The 23,864-nt window shown below is 59.7% G+C and carries 21 protein-coding genes; 10 read left to right on the plus strand and 11 right to left on the minus strand.

The annotated features are described in order from the left end of the window. Positions 1-17: 17 nt before the first annotated feature. Together FAA97_RS19635 and FAA97_RS19640 are read right to left on the minus strand one after the other, a co-directional pair. Positions 18-791: an anti-sigma factor family protein gene (locus FAA97_RS19635; protein ID WP_136600267.1), complete on the minus strand. Its 774-nt coding sequence runs from the start codon at positions 789-791 to the stop codon at positions 18-20. Next, entirely contained in the window at positions 778-1,323 is a 546-nt protein-coding gene (locus FAA97_RS19640; protein WP_136600268.1) for a sigma-70 family RNA polymerase sigma factor, read from the minus strand. The genes FAA97_RS19635 and FAA97_RS19640 overlap by 14 nt, the downstream gene beginning before the upstream one ends. Positions 1,324-1,458: 135 nt before the next feature. On the opposite strand from FAA97_RS19640, the gene FAA97_RS21130 reads away from it, so the two are divergent. Continuing rightward, positions 1,459-1,629, plus strand: a complete 171-nt coding sequence (locus tag FAA97_RS21130) for a hypothetical protein (protein WP_168801059.1) — start codon at positions 1,459-1,461, stop codon at positions 1,627-1,629. 76 nt (positions 1,630-1,705) lie between these two features. On the opposite strand, the gene FAA97_RS19645 is transcribed toward FAA97_RS21130, so the two are convergent. The 6 genes from FAA97_RS19645 to FAA97_RS19670 form a co-directional block, all read right to left on the minus strand. Next, entirely contained in the window at positions 1,706-2,809 is a 1,104-nt protein-coding gene (locus FAA97_RS19645) for a DUF475 domain-containing protein (RefSeq protein WP_136600269.1), read from the minus strand. 241 nt (positions 2,810-3,050) lie between these two features. Further along, positions 3,051-3,506 (minus strand): OsmC family protein, encoded by a 456-nt coding sequence (locus FAA97_RS19650; RefSeq protein ID WP_136600270.1) that lies wholly within the window; start codon positions 3,504-3,506, stop codon positions 3,051-3,053. A gap of 56 nt (positions 3,507-3,562) precedes the next feature. Further along, a complete protein-coding gene (locus FAA97_RS19655; RefSeq protein ID WP_136600271.1) occupies positions 3,563-3,964 on the minus strand; it encodes a hypothetical protein in 402 nt (133 codons plus the stop codon). Positions 3,965-4,045: 81 nt separating this feature from the next. Continuing rightward, positions 4,046-6,133: a penicillin-binding protein 1C gene (gene pbpC, locus FAA97_RS19660; RefSeq protein ID WP_136600272.1), complete on the minus strand. Its 2,088-nt coding sequence runs from the start codon at positions 6,131-6,133 to the stop codon at positions 4,046-4,048. Next, positions 6,133-11,577 carry an alpha-2-macroglobulin family protein gene (locus tag FAA97_RS19665; RefSeq protein ID WP_136600273.1) on the minus strand — a complete coding sequence of 1,815 codons (5,445 nt, stop codon included), beginning with the start codon at positions 11,575-11,577 and terminating at the stop codon, positions 6,133-6,135. The genes pbpC and FAA97_RS19665 overlap by 1 nt, the downstream gene beginning before the upstream one ends. 100 nt (positions 11,578-11,677) lie before the next feature. Continuing rightward, positions 11,678-12,598, minus strand: a complete 921-nt coding sequence (locus tag FAA97_RS19670; RefSeq protein WP_136600274.1) for a LysR family transcriptional regulator — start codon at positions 12,596-12,598, stop codon at positions 11,678-11,680. 96 nt (positions 12,599-12,694) lie between these two features. Between FAA97_RS19670 and FAA97_RS19675 the strand changes: the two genes are divergently transcribed. Next, entirely contained in the window at positions 12,695-13,882 is a 1,188-nt protein-coding gene (locus FAA97_RS19675; RefSeq protein ID WP_136600275.1) for an acyl-CoA dehydrogenase, read from the plus strand. A 179-nt stretch (positions 13,883-14,061) separates the two neighbouring features. Further along, the gene (locus FAA97_RS19680) at positions 14,062-15,063 is read left to right on the plus strand and encodes a diguanylate cyclase (protein WP_136600276.1); all 1,002 of its coding nucleotides are present in this window, start codon (positions 14,062-14,064) and stop codon (positions 15,061-15,063) included. Positions 15,064-15,065: 2 nt separating this feature from the next. Here FAA97_RS19680 and glgX read toward each other — a convergent pair whose 3' ends face one another. Continuing rightward, positions 15,066-17,147, minus strand: coding sequence for a glycogen debranching protein GlgX (glgX, locus tag FAA97_RS19685; RefSeq protein ID WP_136600277.1), 2,082 nt, complete (start codon positions 17,145-17,147; stop codon positions 15,066-15,068). 137 nt (positions 17,148-17,284) lie between these two features. Here glgX and FAA97_RS19690 point away from each other — a divergent pair, with 137 nt between their 5' ends. Together FAA97_RS19690 and FAA97_RS19695 are read left to right on the plus strand one after the other, a co-directional pair. After that, positions 17,285-17,476, plus strand: coding sequence for a DUF3008 family protein (locus FAA97_RS19690; protein ID WP_136600278.1), 192 nt, complete (start codon positions 17,285-17,287; stop codon positions 17,474-17,476). Beyond that, entirely contained in the window at positions 17,473-18,261 is a 789-nt protein-coding gene (locus tag FAA97_RS19695) for an SDR family oxidoreductase (protein WP_136600279.1), read from the plus strand. Before FAA97_RS19690 ends, FAA97_RS19695 begins: the two co-directional genes overlap by 4 nt. Before the next feature lie 225 nt (positions 18,262-18,486). Here FAA97_RS19695 and FAA97_RS19700 read toward each other — a convergent pair whose 3' ends face one another. Beyond that, entirely contained in the window at positions 18,487-18,858 is a 372-nt protein-coding gene (locus tag FAA97_RS19700; RefSeq protein WP_136600280.1) for a hypothetical protein, read from the minus strand. Between the two features lie 213 nt (positions 18,859-19,071). Here FAA97_RS19700 and FAA97_RS19705 point away from each other — a divergent pair, with 213 nt between their 5' ends. Further along, on the plus strand, positions 19,072-19,461 hold the full coding sequence (locus FAA97_RS19705) for a response regulator (protein WP_136600281.1): 390 nt from the start codon (positions 19,072-19,074) through the stop codon (positions 19,459-19,461). Here the strand turns inward: FAA97_RS19705 and FAA97_RS19710 are convergent. Next, the gene (locus tag FAA97_RS19710) at positions 19,458-20,081 is read right to left on the minus strand and encodes a riboflavin synthase subunit alpha (RefSeq protein WP_136600282.1); all 624 of its coding nucleotides are present in this window, start codon (positions 20,079-20,081) and stop codon (positions 19,458-19,460) included. The two genes, FAA97_RS19705 and FAA97_RS19710, sit on opposite strands and share 4 nt — an antisense overlap. 197 nt (positions 20,082-20,278) lie before the next feature. Here FAA97_RS19710 and FAA97_RS19715 point away from each other — a divergent pair, with 197 nt between their 5' ends. The 4 genes from FAA97_RS19715 to FAA97_RS19730 all read left to right on the plus strand — a co-directional run bounded on the left by FAA97_RS19715 (position 20,279) and on the right by FAA97_RS19730 (position 23,864). Then, complete coding sequence (locus FAA97_RS19715; protein WP_136600283.1) at positions 20,279-21,217, plus strand: 1-phosphofructokinase family hexose kinase; 939 nt, start codon at positions 20,279-20,281, stop codon at positions 21,215-21,217. Positions 21,218-21,422: 205 nt separating this feature from the next. After that, positions 21,423-22,451, plus strand: a complete 1,029-nt coding sequence (exbB, locus tag FAA97_RS19720; protein WP_425467437.1) for a tonB-system energizer ExbB — start codon at positions 21,423-21,425, stop codon at positions 22,449-22,451. A 4-nt stretch (positions 22,452-22,455) separates the two neighbouring features. After that, positions 22,456-22,935: a TonB system transport protein ExbD gene (gene exbD / locus FAA97_RS19725; RefSeq protein ID WP_136600285.1), complete on the plus strand. Its 480-nt coding sequence runs from the start codon at positions 22,456-22,458 to the stop codon at positions 22,933-22,935. Continuing rightward, a complete protein-coding gene (locus FAA97_RS19730) occupies positions 22,932-23,864 on the plus strand; it encodes an energy transducer TonB (RefSeq protein WP_136600286.1) in 933 nt (310 codons plus the stop codon). The genes exbD and FAA97_RS19730 overlap by 4 nt, the downstream gene beginning before the upstream one ends.

Consider the following 23,864-nt stretch of genomic DNA (forward strand, 5'->3'; position numbering starts at 1 on the left):
ATTACCTCCTGACTGGATCAATAAAGGGTACGCGCAAGCCGCCGTGCCTCATCGGCAAGACGGTCGGCCTGTTCGGTTTCGGAAATCAAGGCGTAGGCAACCTCGCCAATCTGCCAGTAAGCAGCTTTCGCGTTGTCGCTTTCCTGCATCAGCACTTGCTGGACGGCGAAAGCGCCCGGTCTTACGGCAAAGAGTGCCAAGCGACGGCCTTCTCCCGCTTCGATCTCAAGCTCCACGCTTGGACCGAAGGTTGAGGGAAACACCTGTGCGTCACGTACGGACCAGTTCGCCGGCATCTGCGGTAACACGATTGCCGTTGCCGAGCGGATCTCGGCCGGATCAAACCGGTCCGTCGCCGAAAGCGACGAAATGTTTTCGCGAAGTTCGGCTGTTTGATGCGCACGGATGGCTTCCGCAACGAATTGCGGCGGCGGAACTGAGGCCACCACTTCGCCGATGCTTGCTGGCGCAATCCAGCCGTGAGCTATCCAACCTGCACCGACAAGAAGGACAATAGCCGCTGCGCGGCGGAAGATATCGACCGTCTGATGCCGGTTGATGGCGTTTTCCAGTTGCCGCGCCGCCTCTCTCGTATCTTGATGCGGGGTCGAAGCAGATCCGGCCAGCGCCAGGCGCAACTCATCGCGAATGCGCAGATCGGCCATCACCTTTGCAGCGCTTTCGGGGCTCTCGGACAGATAGGCTTCCACATCGATACGTCTGGAGACATCGAGTTGGTCATCGACATAGGCATGCAGATCAGCATCGATCACAGGATCAATTTGGTTCATCGGATTTGCCTCCAACGATTCTCAGATGGGGGAGGGCATCCGTATCCCCTCCGGCTTCAAGGCTTCGCAAGCGCTGGCGAGCGCGCGAAAGCCTGGACATGAGCGTGCCGATCGGGATGCCGAGCGCATCTGCGGCCTCCTGATAGGTCAGCGCTTCGATGACGACAAGATGCAAGGCTTCTCTTTGCTCCGTCGGCAGATTGAGAAAGGCCTGCCGGATCTGCGAGAGCCGCGTTGCGTGCTCCTGGCCGGCGGGTGCGCTTGCCTCCGAAACCTCTGCAAACGCGGCCTCCCGTCCTTCCTTGGAGCGCACCACCCTCAATCGGTCGACATGGGTGTTGTGCAAAATGGAGAGCAGCCAGTTGCGCAGGTTTCCTTCAGGGCGAAATGTCGATTTCTTTTCGAGGGCACGCACCAGCGTGTCCTGAACCAGATCTTCCGCCTCATCTCTGTTTCTGACGAGCGAGTAGGCATAGCGGCGTAGAGCCGCCAGCTGCCCAAGAACATTGAAATGTGTCTTCGTCGTCTTCATGCCCCAATATACGAAAGCCGAATGACTTTTATTCCCGAGTGGTTCGGATTTTTTTACGGGCAATGTTCCGCACGCTTCGACAGGGAACCCCTGTCAGCTCGTGCGAGTTGAGGGCACACCACAAGGAGATGTGCTATGAACAAAGATCTATCTGAGGATAAGACGAATGCCGGTACGCCTGCGGAAGACCTGCCGCCGGCCGGCCCGCACGAGACGCCGGAGCAAACCGACAAGATGAAGACGCCAGGAACAGGCTCGCTCAACGATGATGACGAAAACGATCTCGTTGATGTCGGTCCGGATTGATTTTCCGGGAGCTGCATACCAAAAGGCCAGCGAACTCTTCGCTGGCCTTTTGCATTAATCTTGCGATGTCCGGCGGTCAGATGTCGTTGCGGACATTGTCATGCGCCAGGCGCTCTTCTTCTGCCAGTTCCTGCCTGTTGTAACGGACGGATGACCAGAAGGAGATGCCGATAAGAGCTGCACCGCCGAGGCCGGTGATCACCTCGGGGATATGCTGCAGGGTCTGCACATACATGATGACCGAGAGGATCAGGATTGCGTAGAACGCCCCGTGCTCAAGGTAGCGGTATTCGGCAAGCGTTCCCTTCTCGACCAGCATGATCGTCATCGATCGGACATACATGGCACCGATGCCAAGGCCGATTGCGATGATGAAGAGGTTCTGTGTCAGCGCGAAGGCGCCAATTACGCCATCGAACGAAAAGCTGGCATCGAGCACTTCAAGATAGATGAATGCGCCAAGGCCGCCTTTTGCAGCTTCGCTCATTGTCTTTTGCGATGCATCCAGCAAACCGCCCAGCACTTCAACCGCAAGGAAGGTCACAAGGCCGTAGATAGCCGAATAGACGAATGTCACCGCTTCCGCGCCTTCGAGCAGATTCGAGAAGAGCAGGATGAGCAGCAGAACCACCGCGATCTCGATCCCTTTCACGGAGGCCGAGCGGGCCATCCGCGATTCGATCACTTCGATCCAGTGGATTTCCTTCTCCTGGTTGAAGAAGTAGGAAAGGCCCACCATCATCAGGAAGGTTCCACCGAAGGCTGCGATCGGCAGATGCGCGTCGTTCATGATGCGCGCATATTCGGCAGGCTCGCGTGCAGCGAGCACGATCGCCTCAATCGGGCCAATGCCGGCCGCGATAACGACGATCAGAAGCGGGAAGACGATACGCATGCCGAAAACGGCGATAATGATACCCCAGGTCAGGAAGCGATGCTGCCAGACCGGTGTCATGTCCTTGAGTTTGTTGGCGTTGACGATTGCGTTGTCAAAGGAAAGCGAGATTTCCAGAACCGCGAGCACGCAGCAGATGAAGAAGACGGTCGCCATGCCAGACAGCGTGCCACTCATCTGCCAGCCAAGGGCGGCTCCCAGAATGAGACCGGCAGCCGTGACAATGAATGCCCACTTGAAATAGCTGAGGGTCGTCGTCGTTGTGTCAGATGGAAGTGCGCTCATCGACGCTCACCTCCGGCCACCCGGTTGCCATGGGAGGGTGTGCGATGCGCCATAGACGCATGCGCTAGAAGCATGATCCAAGATTTCATGGGTTTAAATCCGCCGGCTGTTTGCTGGCGGTACCGACATCACGAGAGCGCCGTCAAACTCTCGCCAGAGGGGCCCGGCACCAGGTTTTGAGGCCGTACTCACGAAGATGTCACGGCAACTCACGACCTAGTTAGCAAAAGGGGAGCCAAGGTCAAGATGCCGCGATAGACGGAGGGTTATTCCCTTGCACTTTGGCCTCGCAAAGCCGGATCTCCGGTAGAGGAGAAAGCGAATTGCTGACAGTGCAGATGCTATCTGCAAGCTCCACAATCGCCCGCTGATCCTCGGCAGATATCTGCCCCATCAAGGCAACCGTCACGATGAACCGATCGATGCGATGGCTGCCGTCCTTGGCTTTTTCCGCGCTCGCTTCGACCCTTACCTCTTCGAAGCCATTGGCGTGTCCCAGTCGACGTGCAGCGATGCGAACACTCATGCTGATGCAGGCAACGAGCGAAGCGAGCAGGAGGTCGACGGGGTCGAAGCCAACATGCGAAGGTCCGGTGACGACCTCGATTTCGCCACCGGAGGCGGACCGGACGCTCGGGTAGCCGGCACGTCCGAGCTTTGCCGTTGCCCCTATGACGCGCGCCTTGAGGTTAACCATGCCTTGTCCATTCTCATGCTTGGCATCGTACCGAAGGCGCAAAGGGCGGCGTGTGCCTAAATGTTGTTGCCGATGCGCGCCGTGCCCGTTTGACCATTGTCGCGAATCCATTTCAAGGTGCGCTCACCGGTCCGGATCAGTTCAAAACACATGGGCGCGCCCTTGTACCAACTGGTGAACTGTTGGCAGAGGCGATTTCCCCGGATCCACCAGCGGCCCTTGTCATCGGGTTTTGCAAACCGCCCGAGACCAAGCGCTTCGCCAGACCCGTCAACCACACCGTTCGGTCGATAGTTGAGCGGGAATTCTCCCCCGAATGGTGTCGCAAGGTAAATGCGCTTTCCGATGATATCTTCGCGAATGTCTGTAGCCGAATAGCGCTCGTTGGCGGATGCTCCAGCGACAGAAAGGGCGAGGGTTGCCGCCACAAGTCCCGACACTCTGACTGAATTGGCCATGGCAAATATCTCCATTAGGTGATCACCGGAGACGTCTACGATGGCAGAAAGCGAGCGGATCAAAGAACGCGGCTTTGCACGTCAATCCTTCACGAAAATGCTGACTGAAGCTGCGCGTCCCTCTGCGTCGATAATGGTCAGCGTCGACTGGCCCTTGCCGGCTGGCACCCATTCCCCTGTTCGCCTGCGCGACAACTCGTTGATGGCACGGCCGTCTACCAGCCAGCGGAACGGCGCGCGGCCTGCCTGAAGCTTCACCATGATTGGAAGGGGAGTGCCATCGGCCGTGTATCCGCGCTCAAGGACCGCGCCCTGTGGCGGATAGACGATCTGTGGTGGCTTCTCCTGAGCGCGGGTTGCGACAAGGCCTCGGCCATCCGTGGAAAACCGTCGCAGCCCGGGCGCCAGATCGGAGGCGGCAAGGCGCAAGGCCCCGTTGGGTGCACGCGGAAGAGGCGTGCCCGAAAGTCCGGATTTCGCAAAGGCTTCAAACAGCAAGGGGGCTGCCGTCTTGTAGCCGGATATGCCGGGCACTGCGGCATTGTCCGGCCGTCCGATCCAGACGCCCAAAACATAACGACCGTCATAGCCAACGGACCAGGCGTCGCGATAGCCGTAGCTTGTCCCGGTCTTGTAGGCGATGCCAGCGGCCGGACTGCCTGTGGGCGGCAAGACGGCGCCGAGGACATCGCCGACCGTCCATGCCGCACCGGCCTCGAACAAGGGCTGATCGTCAAGCAGCTCGGCCACGTCGCGAATGCCGTCGCCGAGCTTCACGGGCTGGTCGCGGTTTGCCAGCCCCGCATAGAGCTGGACCAGGTCTTTCAGTGTGATGCCGGCGCCGCCGAGCGCAATTGCCAAGCCCGGCGCCTCATTCGGGGGCAGTTTCAAGGTCACTCCGGAGCGCCGCAAACGCACCATGAGCTGCGCTGGTCCAACCGCGTCCAGAAGCCTTACGGCGGGGACGTTCAGAGACAGCTGCAATGCTTGGCGGACGCTGACATCGCCCTGATACTGCATGTCGAAATTCTTAGGCCGGTAGCCATAGAAATCGGCAGGCCTGTCCTCGATAATGGTTTCCTGCGCAACCAGACCCTGCTCGAAGGCAAGACCATAGATGAAGGGTTTGAGTGCCGAACCCGGAGAGCGCTCGGCACGGGTCATGTCGATCCAGCCGGATCTGCTGGCGTCGAAATAGTCTGCAGCGCCGACCTTCGCAACAATCTCGCCGGTCTTAGCGTCGGCCATCAGCATGGCGAGTGACACTTTCGGGTCGAGACGCTGTCCCGCATGCAATGCCACCTCCTCCAGCCGCTGCTGTACGGCACGGATGATCGTGGTTTGATGTTCGCTCGTCTTTCTGTCCTTCAGCCTCGCAGCCTCGGCCAGATGCGGGGCAAGGGCCGGAAGCTGCCGGCGGGTGACGGGAAGTGCCGCGTTGATGGCCTGCGCCACCTCCATCTGCTCGATGACACCGGCATCGCGGGCTCGGTCCAGAACGCGCTTGCGCGCCTGAAATGCATTGTCCAGGTAGCGGTCTGGTCGGCGCTTTTCCGGCAATTGCGGCAATGCCACCAGCAGTGCGGCTTCTGACGTGGTCAGGCGTTTTGGCTCCTTACCGAACCAGGCGAGGCTTGCCGCCCGCACGCCTTCCAGATTGCCGCCGTAAGGGGCGTGGGTCAGATAGAGATCCAGGATCTCGGCCTTCGACAATCGGCGTTCGATCTGCAGAGCGCGGGCGATCTGGCGAAGTTTCGCGGTCAGGGAGCGTTCCTGCCGAGGTTCTATCAACCGCGCGACTTGCATTGAAAGGGTGGAGGCGCCGGAGACGATGCGGCCATTGGTGAGCAGCTGCCAACCTGCTCGTACAAGGGCCAGGAAATCCACACCGGCATGGCTTTCAAAGCGCCTGTCTTCATAGGCGACAAGTATGCGGATGAGGGCCGGGTCAACATCCTCGGCCGTCGTCTTGAGCCGCCATAGGCCATCCTTTGTGGCAAAGGCCCGCAGCAATTGCCCGTCTCGGTCAAGAATTTCCGTCGACACGTCTGCCGCCGCTTCAAGGGGCGGTGCCCAGTGTCTATCGGCAAAGTTCAAGGACGCAAAGCCACACGCAGCGACGACAACTGCCGTCGCTGCGATGAGAGCTATACGTCTTGCCCGTCGCATCAGGGGGCTGCCGAGACGACCATGGCGCCAGCGGCCGTGCGCGCCGAAAGCTGCGGACGATACATGTCTTCGACGCTTGCGGCTGGCAGCGCGTAGTTGCCCGGGGTCACCGCACGCACGACATAGGCGAGCGTGATCGGTGAATTGTCTCCCTCACTTCTGCTGACTGCGGCGACAAAGCGGTCGTTTCGGAATTCGAGATGCGCCGGCTCCGTCTGGGCAAGCCAGTCAAAGTTGGTGAGTGCCGCGCTATCAACGAGGCTCGGATTGTCGATTTCAAGACCGGCCGGCAAAAGGTCGGTGATCATCAGCTGCGCTGGCCATTCCGCCTCTTCAGTCACTTGCAGCACCACGACATATCGCTGGTTCTGCAGGGCCTCCGTGATGTTGGCCTCTTCGCCATCCAGCGTGTAGTAGGTCCGATTGATCGAGAAACCATCTCCGCCCGCAGCCGGTGGCTCTACCGGAGCTGCAACCGTTGTCACGGCAGCGCTGATGGGGTCTGCGCTGGTGTTCGTCACGGTGAGCGGCGCCTGCAGCAATGCCTCACCGGGGATTGTGGCTGCATAGGCACCGGTTCGATCAGCGCCATTTACCTGGATCTTGAGGGACGCATCATCCTGTTGCAGGGCACGGGCTGCCATCAGCATCCAAGTCTGCTCCTGCGTGCTGAGCGTCTGCTTTTTCGCCCATTCGTCGACCACCAGTTTGGTGAGGATCGGCACGATGGGGGGCGTTGGGCGGGTTTCCGCGGCCAAGGCGAGAACACCTGCCGCGTCGCGCAGGGCCGAGCCGTAGTCCGCACGCGAGAAGCTGACCGGCGTCAGGCGCGCCTGTTCGCTCATGCCTGTCGCATCGAGAAAGACGGCCTTGGCGCGCTCATTGTCGCCGTAGAGCGACAAAGCCGCAGCAAGATGAGCCTTCGAGAGCGGCGTCGGGAAGTCACCGAGCATGGTGTCGGCGTAGTAGCGGAGGTCGCTGAGCGAAGCCTTACGGCTGCGCGCCAGCACGTAGAGTGCATAGGCAATGTCATTGCCACGGGTGCGGATGTCGTTGTCGTAGGCGAGGCGGTTTTGCAGGTTCTGCAGGGCCTGGACAACAGCTTCGTCCGGAACTTCGAACTTCTGTTCGCGTGCACGGGTCAGGAAGTCTGTCACGTATGCGTCAAGCCAAAGGCTTTCCGATCCCGGTGCCCAGAGCCCGAATGAGCCGCTCGACGATTGATAGGAGAGGACGCGCAGGATCGCGTCCTGCACGCGCTTGTTGATGTCCGCGTCCTCAGGCAGGCCTGAAAGCTTGGCCAGTTCATCATAATAGAGCAAGGGCAGAGCGCGACTGGTCGTCTGTTCGGCACAGCCATAGGGGTATTTGTCGAGCGCCATCAGCAGGCCCGGGATATCGAGCCCGTTAGCGCGTGCCACATTCAGGCTGACCGAGGCGCCCTGCAGCAGGCTATCGGCGAGAAGATCACCATCGACGGTGAGGCTCTTGCCAGCTGCCAATGTGATGACCTGACGCTGCGTGATCGGAAGTGTTGACGGGCGGATGGGCAGGCTCAGCGACTGGCTGACGGCGATGCCGTCCGCGCCGGACAAGGCGATGTCGAGCGTACCTTCACCCGCTGTCTGAGCGGAAATCGGCAGCACGACGCTGACTGGTTTTCCTGGCGCAAGATCGACCGTCTGACTTGCGGTGCCGCTCACTGTGAGCGGAGCACTGCCGGTCACGGCAAGCGTATAGGCCCCGGCAGGCGCATCGGTCGCTGCAATGTCGAGGCGCAGATTGCTCTCATCAGCCGGTGCAAGGAACTTGGGCAGACTTGCCGTCACGACCACAGGATCACGGATAATCACATCGGTTTCGGCATGGCCAAGTCCGGCTTTCGACCAGGCCCATGCCATAACACGGGCCGTTCCATTGAACTGCGGTATATCGAAGGAAACGGTGGCCTTGCCGTTGGCGTCGAGTTTCAAGGGGCCCGAGAAAAAGGCAACGAGCTTTTCCTTGGGCGGATTGCCCTGAAGCGTCAGTTCACCACCGTCGCCACCGGTCCGCAGTTTGCCGGTCGTGCCCAGCGAGCCATCGATCAGACGGCCATAGAGGTCGCGCAACTCAAGGCCTAGGCGTCTCTGCCCAAAATAGTAGGTTTCCGGGTCCGGTGTCTCGTAACGCGTGAGGTTCAGGATGCCGACATCGACGGCGGCAACCATGACATAGGCTTCCTCGCCAATGCCCGCTCCCGCCACCTCGATCGGGATATCCAGAGATTGCCGCGGCAATGTCTTTTCCGGTGGGGTCAGTTTCACCGCCAGCTTGTCAGCACCGGGGTCCACCGCCAACCAGGTAATGCCGATGGCGCGGGAGGGCATCCGGCTTTCGGTGCCATTGCCCGGCCTAAACAGGGTTGCCGTTACATAAGTGCCTGCGCCGAATTCGGCGGTGACGGGGATTTCGATTTCCGTGCCTTCTGCCGGAACGCTCTCAATTTGCGTTGAGATCAGCGTGTCGCTGCCCGATGCCACCACCACCTGTCCGGCAAAGCGCGGCGAAATGCGCAGCTTGGCGGTCTCGCCGATGCTGTAGGCAGATTTATCGAGCCCGATTTCCAGCGCATCCGGCGTCTCGGTCGAACTTGCAGCCACATACCATCCTGCGTCGAAGTCGATGCTCGACAAGGCGCCGTCTGCTTCGATCTCAAGCCGGTGATTGCCCCAGGAGGTCGGCACCGAAAGAGCGGTGCCCTCGGCGCTTATATCGGTGGTGCCATCAGCCACAAGCTTCGTCGTGGTGATCGGCTCGTAGCGCCAGGCCGAGCCGTCGCGATACCACTGGTAGTTTCGCTCAAGCTTGACCAGCTTCCATTTCGCGCCGGAGAGCGCGGTACGAGAGCCATCCGGGCCGATCGCAATGAGATTGAAGGCCGCATTGGAATTCTCCGGCACTTCGCTTTCAAATTCCGGCTTGATGCCGATGACAGGTCCTTCCGGTGTGACCGGCAGCGTGATCTTGCGCTCTACCGCCCGTCCGCCTGCTTCCCGAAGGCGCAGGACGATATCGGCATTGATCAGGCGCGTGGTCGACGGAAGCTCATCAAGTGACACCTCGATCGCGGTCTTGCCATCCCCATCGAGCGGCTCCAGGCTTTCGAAAGTCGTCTGAACATCTTCGATGCCCTCTTCGTCCGACAGACCGAACTTGTAGCCTTTAAAATCTGGATGCGTCGTCGTCGGGCGCACCACAACTTCGCCTTCCAGCGTCAGGCCAGCGGCCGGCGCGCCGTAGAGATAAAGACCATCCGCCCGGACCGTTGCCGGCGCATCCGGAGAGACCGCCTTGGCGTCGCTGGAAAGCTTCAGATCAAGCCGATCCGGAACGAAATCATCCACCATGTACGTGGTCTGCGCAATGGATGGCTTTTTCGGGTCGGTGTAGATCGCGACGGTCCAGGTGCCGCGCATCGCGTTGGCGAGGATGGGGAGATCGACACTATAGCCGCCGAGGCTCTGGCTGGTGACGGCGATTCGCTGCGATTCCACGCCATCGGGGCGGCTGAAGACGAAAGTCAGCGGCAGGCTGGGGATGGCATCGGCCTGACCGTTGCGGGAAAGGGCTGCAACATGCACCGTCTCGCCTGGGCGATAAATGCCCCGCTCGGTCCATGTCATGATATCGACGGGGCCTGGCGCGGGGCGTCCAGTCACACCACGATCCGACAGATCGAAACCGGCGCGGGTCATGTCGAGGAAGACATTGTCGTCACCGGAAGACTGCGCGGCAATGACGGCCGGCGCGAGGGAGGCGCTGCCGCGGATGAGCCCGGCATCGAAACGCGCATGCCCCTCGGCGTCGGTGGTGGCTGTTGCAAGAACCTCGTTGTTCTTTGCGATCAGTTGCAGGCTCACTCCGGAAAGGGGTTCAGCACTCGCCAGGGAGCGCGCAAAGACGTGCAGTCCGTCGTTGCCGGCAAAGGTCGAGAGGCCAATATCTGACACGACAAACCATTGTGTCGGACGGCTATCCCAGTTTTCGGTCGTCGCGTTCGGTACGACGGCCGTCATCACGTAAATGCCGGGTTTGCGGGTTGGCAGCGCTTCCTGGAGCGGAATGCTGGTCACCAATTCCTTGTTCAGTTCATTGGCAATGTCGACAGTACCTTCCCATACGCGTTCGCCGATTTCATCGCGCACGCGGTCGGCGGTATAGCCATCGAGCTGGCTGAGGAATTGCGACGCCGAAAGGAGCGGGGCTATGTTGCGGTCACCGATCCGATAAAGTTCGAGTTTCGCGCTGTCCGTATTGATCGAGACGAGTGGAATGCCCTGGCGCGCAGATGACGGCAGAATGAAGCTGTCGCCGGTAAAACGGATTGCAGGGTTGCGGTCGCGGATATAGACCTCGATCTCGGCCGGGCTTTCGAGGTTTTCACCGACAGAGGAGGGCAAGCCAGCGCGCACGGCAAGCCGGTAACGACTGCCATGTGCAAGGCCTTCGACGCAAATCTGGTTGTCCTTGGCTTCGATTGCCTTCGGCGCCTTGCCATCAAGGGTGATGAAGGGTGCGTAGTCGACGCCCCGTTTGACCAGAGGTTCTGAGAAGGCGACGCAGACACGCGGTGATGCGCTGTCGGAATCCGTGCTGTTGGAGACAATCCTGAAGCCCTGCCGGGATCTCAGATCGACAAACGCCGCCTGGACCTCCGCATTGGCCGAAAGCTCCAGGCTCGCCTTGTAGGCATTGAGCGCCGCACGCCAGTTTTCGCTGCGCTCAAAGGAGCGGGCAAGTGTCGCGAGCGCATCGGCCCGCACGACGGTTCCGCGGCTCAGCAGATAGCCGTTGATCGCCGCCATCGCCCCTTCGTTCGCCATGCCGTAGTTGTTCGTCACAGTGTTGGCCATCCTGGCCATCTCAAGCCAAAGGGCAGCATCATTCGCATCGATCGAAAGCGCGCCTTTGAGCGACAGAATTGCTGCGTCGACGTTGCCGCCCGTGAAGGCTGCGCGACCTGCCTCGATCATTGCCTCGCGACCGAGTCCCTGTTGATCGGCCGCAACTGCCAGCTGGTCGCGCTGGTTGCGCGCATCTGTGCCAAGCTGTTCGGAGACGAATTCGAGGGACGGCGGCGCGCCGATGTCAGGCTCTGCGGCGGTCTCGACGATGCGACCGGCAACGGCGCCCGGAAAACTGTTCAGTTTGTCGAAATCCGACTTCAGGAAGCACCAGCTGACCTTGGGGTTGTAGGTGAAGGCCCGGCAGGCGCTATCGCCGATGCAGCTCGCCTCGCATTGCTCAAGCGAAAGGTTCTTTTCGGTTCTCAGGTCGAAGCCGAAATAGTCGCCATTCTGAACCCTCTGGATAGAGCGGATTTCCTGGGCTGTTGCAGAGGGGGAAATCGGAAAAAGGGCAATCGCGAGTGCCAGAAATCCCGAAATGCGGTGCGCGAACATATTTCCCTCCAGAGCCTGATCATGGCTTGCGAACATTAGTCTTTGCCGATGACAGTTGCTTGTCAATCGTATCCGGGCACAGTGCGTTCGTTGTCTCGACTCACGAACTGGAGGCAGGGTGTCCGCTAAAGGCGCGCGCTTCCTCAATGATCCAGTTGGCAAACTTGCTGGCTGGCTGATAGGCCATTTTTGAAAGAGGTCGCACGAGATAGTAGGCCGACGCGCTTTTTGTCTCGTGATCCCAGGCACGAACCAATTGCCCGCCGGATAATTCCGGTTCGATCAGGAAGGTTGGCACCAGCGCAATGCCAAGGCCTGCCACGCAGGCTTGCACGACATTGGAAAACTGCTCGAACCGCATGCCGCCGCCACGTCCCTCTGAAATGCCAAGGCTTTCGAACCAATGGTCCCAGGCGCGCGGTCTTGAGGCCATGTCGAAAAGCGGCTTTGATAGAAGATCCTCGGCGCGCCGAACCGGATTTTGTGTCAGGAAGGTCGGGCTGCAGACCGGCACCACCATTTCATGCATCAGGAACTGGCTGTCCGTGCCAGGCCAGTTTGGCTCGCCGATATGAATCGCTGCGTCGATGCCGGAGCCCTCGAACTCGAACTGGCCTATGCGTGTGGCAAAATCGATAATGATCGACGGGTTCTTGGCGAGAAAATCCGGGATGCGCGGCATGAGCCAGCGTGTGCCGAAGGTCGGCAATATGGCGAGACGCAGATGCGTGTCATCCCGCGTTGCCATCGCCTCCAGGGACAGCGTCCGAATTGTCGCCAGCGCCTGGCCGATGCCCTTGGCGTAGGTCTTGCCAATTGGGGTCAGTTCGACGCCCCTGTTAGTGCGTTCGAACAATCTGACGCCCAGCTGATCTTCCAATAGGCCGATCTGGCGGCTGATAGCGCCCTGCGTCAGGGCCAGTTCATTGGCCGCTGCCGAGAAGCTGCCGAGCTTTGCAACGGAATCGAAAGCGGCGAGAGCGCTGGTCGAGGGAAGGAAACGTCTTTGATGTGTCAGCATGAGTTATGATTAGATCTAATAGCAGCATGAGTAAACATGGGTTGAATTGCGCCTCGATATGAGCAATCTCGGAGGCAGCAACAGAGGATGAATGATATGAGCGAGATGCGACCCTTTTCCTGGAGTGACCCCTTCCTGATGTCGGAGGTCCTCAGCGAGGACGAGCGGATGATCCAGGATGCGGCCGCAGCCTTTGCCAAGGCCGAACTCGCACCGCGCATTAGCGATGCCTATCTCGGTGAGACCGTTGAGCCCGAGCTGTTCCGCCTGATGGGGCAGGCGGGTCTTCTTGGTGTAACGCTGCCGGAAAAATACGGCGCCGCGGACGCAAATTATGTGTCATATGGTCTGGTGGCGCGCGAGATCGAGCGGATCGATTCAGGTTACCGCTCGATGATGAGTGTCCAGTCCTCGCTGGTCATCTATCCCATCTATGCCTATGGCTCGGAGGAGCAGAAGGACAAGTATCTGCCGGGTCTCGTCTCCGGTGAGCTGATCGGTTGCTTCGGCCTGACGGAGCCCGATGCCGGGTCCGATCCAGGCGGAATGAAGACGCGGGCTGAGAAGATCGAGGGCGGTTATCGCCTGAAGGGTTCGAAGATGTGGATCTCGAACGCGCCGATCGCCGATGTCTTCGTTGTCTGGGCGAAATCGGAAGCGCATGGCGGAGAGATCCGTGGCTTTGTCCTTGAAAAGGGTATGAAGGGGCTATCGGCGCCGAAGATCGGTGGCAAGCTTTCGCTGCGTGCGTCGGTGACCGGCGAGATCGTTCTGGATAGCGTCGAAGTGGGTGAAGATGCGCTGCTTCCAAACGTGTCCGGCCTGAAGGGCCCGTTCGGCTGCCTCAATCGTGCGCGCTACGGCATTTCCTGGGGCGTCATGGGAGCTGCGGAGGATTGCTGGCACCGCGCACGCCAATATGGTCTGGACCGCAAGCAGTTCGGCAAGCCGCTCGCCGGCACGCAGCTCTTCCAAAAGAAGCTCGCTGACATGCAGACAGAAATTTCGTTGGGCCTGCTTGGCTCGCTCCGGGTTGGCCGCCTGATGGACGACCATCAGTTCGCGCCTGAGATGATCTCCCTGGTCAAACGCAACAATTGCGGCAAGGCGCTCGATATTGCCCGCATGGCTCGGGACATGCATGGTGGCAACGGCATCCAGATCGAATACCATGTGATGCGCCATGCGCAAAATCTGGAAACGGTCAATACCTATGAGGGTACGCATGACGTGCATGCTCTTATCCTCGGTCGTGCGCAAACCGGCATCCAAGCGTTCTTCTGAACGAGACGCCGGTTTCGCCCATTGCATTGTCGCAGGCATGCGACAGTTTTCTAACATGGCATGCGAATAGTGCCCGGGAATGGCCTTGTGCGGTTGGGGAAGCGGTTGCACAAGCGGCCGCCTTGGCGGAACATGGCTTAGGTCAAATTCCGCCTGGGACCATTCCGGAGGTTTGTCGCATGCATGCCATCACCGTTCTCGACAAGGAAGCTCTGGCGGCATTTCGAGCGGAGCATCCGTGGCTTGATCTGCCGGAGCAGGTCGTCGAAATCACCATTCATTTCAGTGTGGATGGTGGTCCTCGGTCGATGGCCGCTGTTCAGGCGGCGCAAGACGGGGAACGGTCTCCCTTTGACATTGATAGCCTCGGCGCGGAATGCATTCTGGCGCTCGTCGCCTATGCGCCGCATGGCGTCACCGTTCAGCCCGAGAATCCGAAGCTTGGCCCGATCTGGCGGATTCTGGAATCTCTGCCGCGCGTGACGAAATCCGCCGAGGTGGAGCGGGTCGAAGAAGAACGCCGCGCTCTGCTGGACGATGCCTTCAACCGGCTGCGAGACATAGCCCTCCAGCAGATTGAGGATAAGAAGACAAAAGCAGCGTCTCCCGCTGCGATCGGCCGATTGACAGAGATCGCGGCAGCCTTGCCAACGACGCTCAATGGCGTGGCCGATGAGCAGATGCCGGCCTGGGCACAGCTCGACCTTTGGGGAGTGGTGGCTGTTCTGCGCGACGAGCTGTCCTTCCCGGCCGACCAGGATTTAACGGCCCCTGAGGAGGAGCCTTTTTTCTCGCGCGATACGCTTGCCAAAGCGGCTGCCACAGCGATGTCCGGTCCCATCGTCCAGGCGATGTTCGACCTGTCTCCTTGTGCTCTTTCGCTCTCGACCCTTGGCGGAACGCAATCGCATTACATCAGGGTCAATCAGTCCTATCTCGATCTCGTCGGGCGTAGCTGGGATCAGCTTCGTGAGCACGAAATGTTATCGACCGGGGTGGTCTCGGCGGACGAAGCGCGGAGACGCAGACTGCACCTGCTCGATACCGACGGTGGCTATGTGAGCGAGCCGGCGGAGATTTTCCACGCATCCGGACAGAAAATCCCTGTCAGCATTTCTGCCCGGCGCATTTCCATCGCCGGACAGCTCTTCGATTTCGAGATCATCACCCCGCAACGCTGATCTCAGACGGCGCGTCGGAAAAGCGCCAGCGAACGCGCTTGCATCGCGAAGGGCTGGCCTTCCGCCATTGTTTCCCCGGTCCGTTCGACGTCCGTTGTCGTCAGCTCCAGGTGCCAGTCGCCCGCGCCCGTGCTCGGCAGGACAAAATCAATGTCGGTGTCCACCGGGTTAAACAGCAGCATGAGCTCAGACCAGACGTCCTGAACGTCGGCGAGATCCGATCGTTGCAGCCTGAGGGCCAGGGGGTTGCCGTCCAGCCAATGCTCCGGTTCCTGAACGCCGCCATGCAGATTGTACCAGTCGATGACCATTCCATCGCGCCAGTTTTCACGCCGCAAAAGTGGCTGCTGTTTGCGCAGCGCAATCAGGCGCGCGGTAAACTGGCGGAGGTCGTCACAGGTCTTCGGAAGGTTTTCCCAATGAAGCCAACTGATCTCGCTGTCCTGGCAATACCCGTTGTTGTTGCCCATCTGTGACCGGCCGAACTCGTCGCCGGCAAGAATCATCGGCGTTCCGTGCGAAAAGAGCAGCGTTGCAAGGAAGTTTCGCTTCTGGCGTTCGCGGAGCGCATTGATGCCTTCATCGTCCGTCGGACCCTCGTGGCCATAATTGTGGCTGCGGTTGTGGTCGTGCCCGTCGTTATTGTCTTCGCCATTCGCCTCGTTGTGTTTCTGGTCGTAGCTGACAAGGTCGTTCAGCGTGAAGCCGTCATGGGCGGTGATGAAATTCACGCTGGCCCAGGGGCGGCGTCCACGCTGATCGTAGATATCGCCCGAACCCAGGAGCCGCGCCGCAAAGTCGGGAGCGCAGTTATCGCCGTTCAGCCAGTATTCTCGCGTGGAGTCGCGGTACTTGTCATTCCATTCGGCCCAACCGGGCGGGAAACCGCCGACCTGATAGCCGCCAGGGCCGATATCCCAGGGTTCGCCTATCAGTTTAACCTTTGACAGAACGGGATCCTGCGTCACGGCGTCAAAGAATCCGCCTCTCTGGTCGAAGCCGTCCGGTTCCCGACCCAGGATGGTTCCCAGATCAAAGCGGAAGCCATCGACGTGCATTTCCTCGGCCCAGTACCGCAAGCTGTCCATGACCATTTGCAGGACGCGGGGATGAGAGGTGTTCACGGTGTTTCCCGTGCCGGTATCGTTGATGTAGTAGCGATGATCATCCGGCAGGGTGCGATAGTACGAAAAGTTATCGATCCCCTTGAACGACAGGGTTGGCCCGAGTTCATTGCCTTCAGCGGTGTGATTGTACACGACGTCGAGAATGACCTCGATGCCGGCATCATGGAAGGCGCGGACCATGTCGCGGAAGCCGGCAAGCCCCATTGGGCCGTAATAGCGCGCGGCGGGCGCAAAGAAGCCGATCGTGTTGTAACCCCAATAGTTGTGGAGCCCCTTGTCCAGCAGATGGCTGTCATCCGGGAAGGCGTGGATCGGCAGAAGTTCAATCGAGGTAATGCCCAGGCTCTTGATATAGTCCACGGCCGCCTTGTGGCCCAAACCTTCGAAGGTGCCGCGCAGGTCCTCCGGGATCGCGGGATGAAGCTTGGTAAAGCCCTTTACATGGGTCTCGTAGACGATCGCATCAGCCCATTTGATACCCGCAAAACCGTTGCTTTCGCGGTTTGCCCTGGCATCCACCACACGTGCCTTCGGTGAAACCGGTGCGCTATCCAGATCGTTGAAGGTGAGGTCCTTGTCGTCGCTATCGATGTCGTAGCCGAAATGGGCCTTTGACCATTGGAAATCGCCGTGAATTTCTCGTGCGTAAGGGTCGAGAAGGAGCTTGTTGGCGTTGAATCGGTGACCATTGCCAGGGTCATACGGACCATGCACGCGGTAGCCGTAGAGTTGGCCAGGACCGACGCCAGGCAGATAGCCGTGCCAGACCTCGTTGGTGAATTCCGGCAGCGTGATGCGGGCGGTTTCAATTTTGCCTGTGTCGTCGAACAGGCATAGTTCGACCCGTTCCGCATGTGCTGAGAACAATGCGAAATTCGTGCCCTCGCCATCATATGTGGCGCCGAGGGTCTGCCAATGCCCCGTCTCAATTGAATGAAGCTTGCGTTTCGCGTCCATGGAGGCCTCGATGTGTGGGGGTTAACTTGCGCTCAGAAAGCGTATGGCCATGCCGTTTGTTCCACCGCTCTACCGGAACTTTCCGAAGGGGACGTCGGTTGTTCTGGCAATAGCCAACACAAGCTAGGAGGCCCGTTATGCCCGCACGTTCGAAGGCGCAACAAAAGGCGGCAGGCGCCGCCCTTTCAGCCAAGCGCGGAGAGACTGCGAAATCCAAGCTCAAAGGTGCATCCCGCGATATGGGTGAAAGCATGACCGAGAAGGAACTCGAGGAACTGGCGTCGACCAAGCGAACGGGAAAACCCGAGCATGCGGGAGACAAGCGATGAGCGTGGCCAAGGTTTCTCGATCCGGGGCGCTCGTAACTGGTGCGGGTTCAGGAATTGGGCGTGCTGCGGCAGTGAGACTTGCTGCCGATGGATTGTTCGTCGGACTGTTGGGTCGCACTGAAAATGAGTTGGAAGACGCTCTTGCCGAGATCCGCGCCAGCGGTGGCGACGGCATGATCCTGACGGCCGATGTGAGCCGCGAGGATGAGATGCGATCAGCCCTGGGGCGCTTTGCCACTTCGGTGGACCAGATCAAGGTCCTTGTTGTGAACGCCGGAATTAATGGGACGTGGGCGCCGATCGATGAACTCATGCCTGATGAATTTGATCAGACGGTCTCCATTAACCTCAGGGGCACCTATCTGACGCTTCACTATGGTGTCCCGCACATGAAGCAGTCCGGCGGTTCTATCGTGGTCGTTTCTTCGATCAACGGGACTCGGACGTTCACATCGCCTGGCGCTTCGGCCTATTCCGCGACAAAGGCGGCGCAGTTGGCCATGGTGCAGCAATTGGCGGTGGAACTGGGAAAGCACAAGATCAGGATCAATGCCGTCTGTCCCGGGGCGATCTCGACGAACATCGATGACAACACCGAAATCCGTAGCCGTGCCGAAGCGCAGGAGCCCGTTCAGTTTCCGGACGGCGATATCCCGTTGACCGATGGCAATCCGGGCAGAACCGAAGATATTGCCGCAGCGATAGCCTTTCTCGCGTCTGACCATGGGGCGCATATCACGGGTACGCCGATCTGGATCGATGGTGGCCAAAGCCTGTTGCGCTGACCTTTAACGCACTCCCCTAGGGTTCCACTATCGCCAACCTGCCGCCGGCCGAGCAGGATTGCCGAGACACGAGACATATGAGGGAGGCTGCGACACTGCGGTTGAACACGATCTGCGCCGTCGACCAACTTCGGAGCCAGCAAACTGCAATCCCATTGCAGAAGGAGCACCGGATGCTATCCGGCGCTCCTTCCACTCTATGGCATCAGGCATTTGTAGTTGGGCTCAGTGAGCGCGCTCAGTCGCGGTCGTCGACGTGTAGGTCGAAGAAACGGGGTCGCTGGCGGGAAAGGTGTCTTCCAGGCCTTCTTCAAGGTCGCTCGGCTGCTTCGCCTTTTCCGATTGTTCCTGTCTCAGGCTCTCCACTGCATCGGTGGGGCTGTCCGGGCCCCCGGTCTCGCCCTCAACCTTCGCGCCGAAGTTGGCCGCCTGAAGCAGCATAACCTGCGCCTTGGACAGGGTGTCCTCGGTGCCGAGGTCCTGATCCGAACTCTTCATGGATACGACAATCCGTTCGCCGCCATCTCCACGAAACTCCACTTGCGTCATGTCGCCGGGCTTGGAGGAGGGGCTCACTTCGGTTGAAATGATCTGCATGGTGATCTCCCACTGTAAAGGTCGCGGGTCAACGCATGCATCTGCCTATTGTTCCATCGGGTTTGCGTGTGACGTTTGGGGCTCAGCAACCATCGGGACGCAAAAGAAAAAAGGAATATTATGTTAAGATATTGTTTACCATGATATTTTCAATTTTAACTATGGTCGAACCAATCTTGCCCGACTGCGTTGATGGCTCAAAGGAGTTTCATCATGCAAACATCAAAGCCCTTGGCCATCGATACAATCCTTATCGTCGAGGACGACCCTTTCATCGCGATGGATGCAGTTGACGCTGCAATGCATGCCGGTGTGAACGTGGTGACGGCAGAAAGTGTTTGCGAGGCTCTCGCGCTCATCGAGCGAGAGCATGTTTCCGCTGCCATTCTCGACTTTCAAGTGAGCGATGGCGTCATTACGCCTGTCGTCCAGAAACTGCGCCGAAGCGGCATACCCTTTCGGGTCGTCTCCGGATCACCGCTCAGAGAGCTGGCCGAAAACGGCATACCGGAGAACATCTGCACCGCAAAACCTGCGGACTACAGTCGCGTGGTTGCTGCCTTGTCGGCTGGCGGCAATGGCGTTGGTGAGTTCCGCCACTAAGCGCTTCTTCTCCCCATCACGCGCTCAAGCGTGCGTTCCACGACATCCACCATGACCATCGTCTGGTGGTCGACCTCGATATTCAGCCTGTCGCCAACGTGGTAGTCCGGGAACGTTGTCTGGCGCAGCGTTTCGGGAATGAGGTTGATGGTAAACTCGTCGCCATCGGCTTCGGCTACGGTAAGGCTTGCGCCGTTGACGGCGAGATAGCCTCGCTTGAACACATATTTTGCCCAGTCCGCCGGAACCTTGAAGCGGATATGTGCGCCTGGCATCGAGAACTTTGCGCCGACAAGTTCTGCGGTCGTGGCGATATGCCCCGCGATGTTATGACCGCCGTTTTCCTCGTTCGGCTTGGCGGAACGTTCGATGTTGACCCGCCCATCTCTGGCGCGGCTATCGAGATTCGTTCTCTCCAAGGTGGCGTCCATTGCATCGAATGTCACGGAACAGCCGTCAATGGAGGTTACCGATAGACAAACGCCTTCAACCGATACGCTTGCGCCGATTTTCAGATCGACCATCAAGCTCTCGGGCATGAGGACGGTGAAGGTGGTATAGCCGTCATGGCGCTTGATGTCGGAGATCGGCGCAACGGCCTGGACGATGCCGGTATACATGAAAGCCCTTTCTTTCCAGAATGAGCGGAACCTAGTGATTGTTTGGCGAAACGCAATGCCGGTGACAGACCGTATCCCGCCCACTGCGGCAAAAGGGGCACTGTTCCACTTGCGGCTCACGGCGTTACCGTGATCTGCATTGCCATCAACGAGCTTACCCAGACTAAGATTTTCACTTTGTATACGGAGTGCTGTTCATGGAAAAAATCCTCTGCATTGCATTGAATCCTGCGATCGATATCTCAAGCGTCGCGGATGTTGTGCGGCATACCCACAAGACACGGACGCATGATCAGCAGCAGTTTCCGGGCGGAGGCGGAATCAATGTTGCGCGCGTGCTGTGCGAATTGGGCGCGACCGGCGACTGCGAGCTGATGTTCCTTTCCGGCGGTGCGACAGGCGACCTGCTGCAAGCCATGTTGCGCGCATTTCCCGTCGTGCAGCGACCGTTTCCGATCCATGATCCGGTCCGCGTTGCATTTGCGGTGCGTGAGGAGACGTCGCAACTTGAGTATCGCTTCGTTCCGGAGGGACCACTCGTCACGGATGTCGAATTGCAGCCTCTGCTGGAGGCTGTGGCTGAAACCGATGCAGCTTATGTCGTCGCAAGCGGAAGCCTTCCCCGTGGCGTGCCCGATGATACCTATGTCAAGATCGCGAAGATGGCGCATCAACGGCGCGCGCGCTTTGTGCTCGATACATCAGGGCCGGCGCTGACGGCCTGCCTCAGTCACGCCCAGGCCTTTCTCGTCAAGCCGAGCCTTGGGGAATTCGAGAGCTTTGTTGGTCGCAAGCTTCAGCATGACGAGGTCGGGCCCGTCGCGCAGGAGTTCGTCAGAAAGGGATGCGCGCAGCATATCGCGGTAACGCTTGGCTCGGACGGTGCCGTGCTTGCCTCGGGCGATCATGTCCTTCGAGTTCCGGCCATCGACGTTCCCGTGAAGTCGGCAACAGGTGCCGGTGACAGCTTTGTAGCCGGGATGGTCTGGTCTTTGGCGCAGGGAAGTACCGTCGCAGAGGCGTTTCGTCTTGGCCAGGCAGCAGGTGCTGCAACCGTCATGACCGCTGGAACCGAGCTTTGCCATCGCAAAGACGTTCTTGCTTTGCTGGAAGGGGAGCGTTCGGGCGCAAGCTGATCCTGCGAGGCAAAAATGCTTCTGCAAAGACTCCTGTTTTCTCTCAATATTACTTGTCACTCCCGCTCAAGTTTAATATGGGAGTTGCATTGTCGGGCTTGTCGGCAATGCAATTTCAGCACGAGTTTACAGGGAGCTCCCAATGTCGCTCATCCATTCGGGACCTTCATTGCGGTTTGTCGCAGTGGCTTTGTTTTGCCTTTCCATGGTGACCCGGGTAGAGGCGCAGGCGCCCGTCGAGACGCCCACGCAGTCCGCTCCGACAGCGCCCGCCAGTGGACAGGCGGTTGCGCCTCAGTTGCCTTCTGATCCTGCTCGTCCAACTGCGGTCGAGCCCGTGGAAGCGCCGGCATCGGTACCCGCTCAAACTGCGGCACCCGTTGAAACTCCAGTGGCGCCGCCCGCTGTACCCGCGCCGGCTGCACCGCCCGCGGCACCATCCGCGCCGGCTGCAATGGACGTATCGCCGGCTACCGGCGCCGGCGTTCAGGCCGCTGAAGAAGATGCCGCCTTGCCGCATGATTTGTCCCCCGAGGGCATGTTCATGGCGGCGGACTGGGTGGTGAAAGCCGTCATGCTGTCGCTGGCCTTTGCATCTCTGGTCACATGGACAGTGTGGGTGGCAAAATCGCTGCAGCTGTTCGGCGCGAAGATCCGCGCCAACAAGGCCTTGAAGGCGATCAGCAAATCTCGCCATCTGGCTGATGCCTTGGCTGTCCTCGAGACGCGTCAGGGTGTCGTGGCAAGCATGGTACGCGCCGCGCAGCATGAAATGCAGTCTTCGGACGGCGCCATAGACCTCGCAGGGGGCGAGGGCGTCAAGGAGCGAGTGGCGTCGGCGCTCGCTCGTATCGAGGCGCGCGCGGGACGTCAGATGTCCAAAGGCACAGGCGTGCTGGCCAGCATCGGCTCGACGGCGCCCTTTGTCGGTCTGTTCGGTACTGTCTGGGGCATCATGAATTCCTTCATCGGTATCGCCGAGACACAGACCACCAATCTGGCCGTCGTCGCGCCTGGGATTGCAGAAGCGTTGCTTGCCACCGCCATCGGCCTCGTGGCCGCGATTCCGGCTGTCATCATCTACAACGTCTTTGCCCGTTCAGTGACAGGCTACCGACAGTTGCTGGCGGATGCCGCTGCCGGGATCGAGCGGTTGGTCAGCCGAGACCTCGACTATCGCAGAAGCGCCCTTGTCGCTGCACGCGACAAGGATCACAGACACGCGGCGGAGTAAGATCATGGCGGGCGGCATTCGCGACAACGGGTCCGGCGACGACCTTTCTGAAAACCATGAGATCAACGTCACGCCCTTTATTGACGTCATGTTGGTGCTGCTGATCATTTTCATGGTCGCAGCACCGCTCTCTACGGTCGATGTCAATATCGACCTGCCGGCATCGACAGCGCAGCCGGCAAAACGGCCCGACGAGCCTGTCTATGTTTCCGTGAAGCAGGACATGTCGCTTGCGCTTGGCAATGACAGCGTAACGCGGGAAGCGCTTGGCGCTTCGCTCGATCAGCTGACATCCGGCGACAAGGAGACGCGGATCTTCCTGCGGGCAGACAAGGCCGTGGACTACGGAAGTTTCATGGAAGTCATGAATGTCCTTCGCGATGCAGGATATCTGAAGATCGCGCTGGTCGGTCTGGAGCAGGTGCCGATGCCGCAGTCCGCAGCCGAGCCCGGCTCGCAGCCGCTGCCGGAGCCTAGCCCATGAATGCCTATGAAGACCGTCGATCGGCTGGCCGGGTTCTGGGCGAATGGGTGCTCTGGACCGCTGCCTTCCTGACCATCGGGGCCGTGCATGCGGGCGCAGTTGCGTTTCTGATGCGCAGCCCGGAAGTCGTTGTTGCGGAAGGCGGGCCGCCGCCCGCCATCATGATCGAGCTTGCGCCTGAGCCGGAAGCGATCAACACCGAAGAGACGGACCTTTCGACAGACGAGGCTGACGCGGAGGAAGTCAAGACGGCAAGTACGGAGCCGATCGCTGAGCCGCTGCCCGAGCCTGTACCGGAACCAGAGTCGCTCCCCGAGCCGGAACCATTGCCGGAGCCAGTGCCAGAGGTCGCCGAGCCAGTGTTGGAGCCCCCGCCGATCGAGCCGGAACCCCTGCCGGAACCGGAGGAGGAGATCGATCCGATCGAAGAAATGGTAATGGCGCAGCTTGAGAATGTCGAGGTGCCCATTCCGCTGACACGGCCCAAGCCAGAGCCCCGCAAGGAGCCTGTCAAGAAAGTCGTGAAAAAGGAAAAGCCAAAGCCCCAGCAGCAGGCGTCGGTCGCGGCGCGAAAGGCAAAAGCGGAGGTTCAGCCTTCGACGCGGAACGCCGCATCCGCGGCCAGCAATGCCAGCGGGCGAAGCAGCGTTTCGCCGGCAAAGTGGCAGTCGAGACTGGCGTCGCATCTGGAGCGTCGCAAGCGCTACCCAGCGGAGGCGCGGCGCAACCGCGAAGAGGGCACGGTGTATGTCCGCTTCAAGATCGACGATGGCGGCAATGTGCTGGCCGTTTCCGTCACGCGCTCGTCCGGTTCGTCGGCACTTGACGATGCCGTTCTCGACATGGTGCGCCGCGCTTCGCCGGTTCCCGCGCCTCCGCCAGGGGTCAACAAGACCATCACCACTCCGGTGCGCTTCAACATCCGTTGA

Origin of the sequence: Peteryoungia ipomoeae (assembly GCF_004912165.1) — a bacterium.
GTDB lineage: Bacteria > Pseudomonadota > Alphaproteobacteria > Rhizobiales > Rhizobiaceae > Allorhizobium > Allorhizobium ipomoeae.

Coding starts and splice junctions, on each gene's coding strand:
- FAA97_RS19635 (WP_136600267.1), bottom strand. CDS start 791: ATGAACCAAATTGATCCTGTGATCGATGCTGATCTGCATGCCTATGTC.
- FAA97_RS19640 (WP_136600268.1), bottom strand. CDS start 1,323: ATGAAGACGACGAAGACACATTTCAATGTTCTTGGGCAGCTGGCGGCT.
- FAA97_RS21130 (WP_168801059.1), top strand. CDS start 1,459: ATGAACAAAGATCTATCTGAGGATAAGACGAATGCCGGTACGCCTGCG.
- FAA97_RS19645 (WP_136600269.1), bottom strand. CDS start 2,809: ATGAGCGCACTTCCATCTGACACAACGACGACGACCCTCAGCTATTTC.
- FAA97_RS19650 (WP_136600270.1), bottom strand. CDS start 3,506: ATGGTTAACCTCAAGGCGCGCGTCATAGGGGCAACGGCAAAGCTCGGA.
- FAA97_RS19655 (WP_136600271.1), bottom strand. CDS start 3,964: ATGGCCAATTCAGTCAGAGTGTCGGGACTTGTGGCGGCAACCCTCGCC.
- pbpC (WP_136600272.1), bottom strand. CDS start 6,133: ATGCGACGGGCAAGACGTATAGCTCTCATCGCAGCGACGGCAGTTGTC.
- FAA97_RS19665 (WP_136600273.1), bottom strand. CDS start 11,577: ATGTTCGCGCACCGCATTTCGGGATTTCTGGCACTCGCGATTGCCCTT.
- FAA97_RS19670 (WP_136600274.1), bottom strand. CDS start 12,598: ATGCTGACACATCAAAGACGTTTCCTTCCCTCGACCAGCGCTCTCGCC.
- FAA97_RS19675 (WP_136600275.1), top strand. CDS start 12,695: ATGAGCGAGATGCGACCCTTTTCCTGGAGTGACCCCTTCCTGATGTCG.
- FAA97_RS19680 (WP_136600276.1), top strand. CDS start 14,062: ATGCATGCCATCACCGTTCTCGACAAGGAAGCTCTGGCGGCATTTCGA.
- glgX (WP_136600277.1), bottom strand. CDS start 17,147: ATGGACGCGAAACGCAAGCTTCATTCAATTGAGACGGGGCATTGGCAG.
- FAA97_RS19690 (WP_136600278.1), top strand. CDS start 17,285: ATGCCCGCACGTTCGAAGGCGCAACAAAAGGCGGCAGGCGCCGCCCTT.
- FAA97_RS19695 (WP_136600279.1), top strand. CDS start 17,473: ATGAGCGTGGCCAAGGTTTCTCGATCCGGGGCGCTCGTAACTGGTGCG.
- FAA97_RS19700 (WP_136600280.1), bottom strand. CDS start 18,858: ATGCAGATCATTTCAACCGAAGTGAGCCCCTCCTCCAAGCCCGGCGAC.
- FAA97_RS19705 (WP_136600281.1), top strand. CDS start 19,072: ATGCAAACATCAAAGCCCTTGGCCATCGATACAATCCTTATCGTCGAG.
- FAA97_RS19710 (WP_136600282.1), bottom strand. CDS start 20,081: ATGTATACCGGCATCGTCCAGGCCGTTGCGCCGATCTCCGACATCAAG.
- FAA97_RS19715 (WP_136600283.1), top strand. CDS start 20,279: ATGGAAAAAATCCTCTGCATTGCATTGAATCCTGCGATCGATATCTCA.
- exbB (WP_425467437.1), top strand. CDS start 21,423: ATGGTGACCCGGGTAGAGGCGCAGGCGCCCGTCGAGACGCCCACGCAG.
- exbD (WP_136600285.1), top strand. CDS start 22,456: ATGGCGGGCGGCATTCGCGACAACGGGTCCGGCGACGACCTTTCTGAA.
- FAA97_RS19730 (WP_136600286.1), top strand. CDS start 22,932: ATGAATGCCTATGAAGACCGTCGATCGGCTGGCCGGGTTCTGGGCGAA.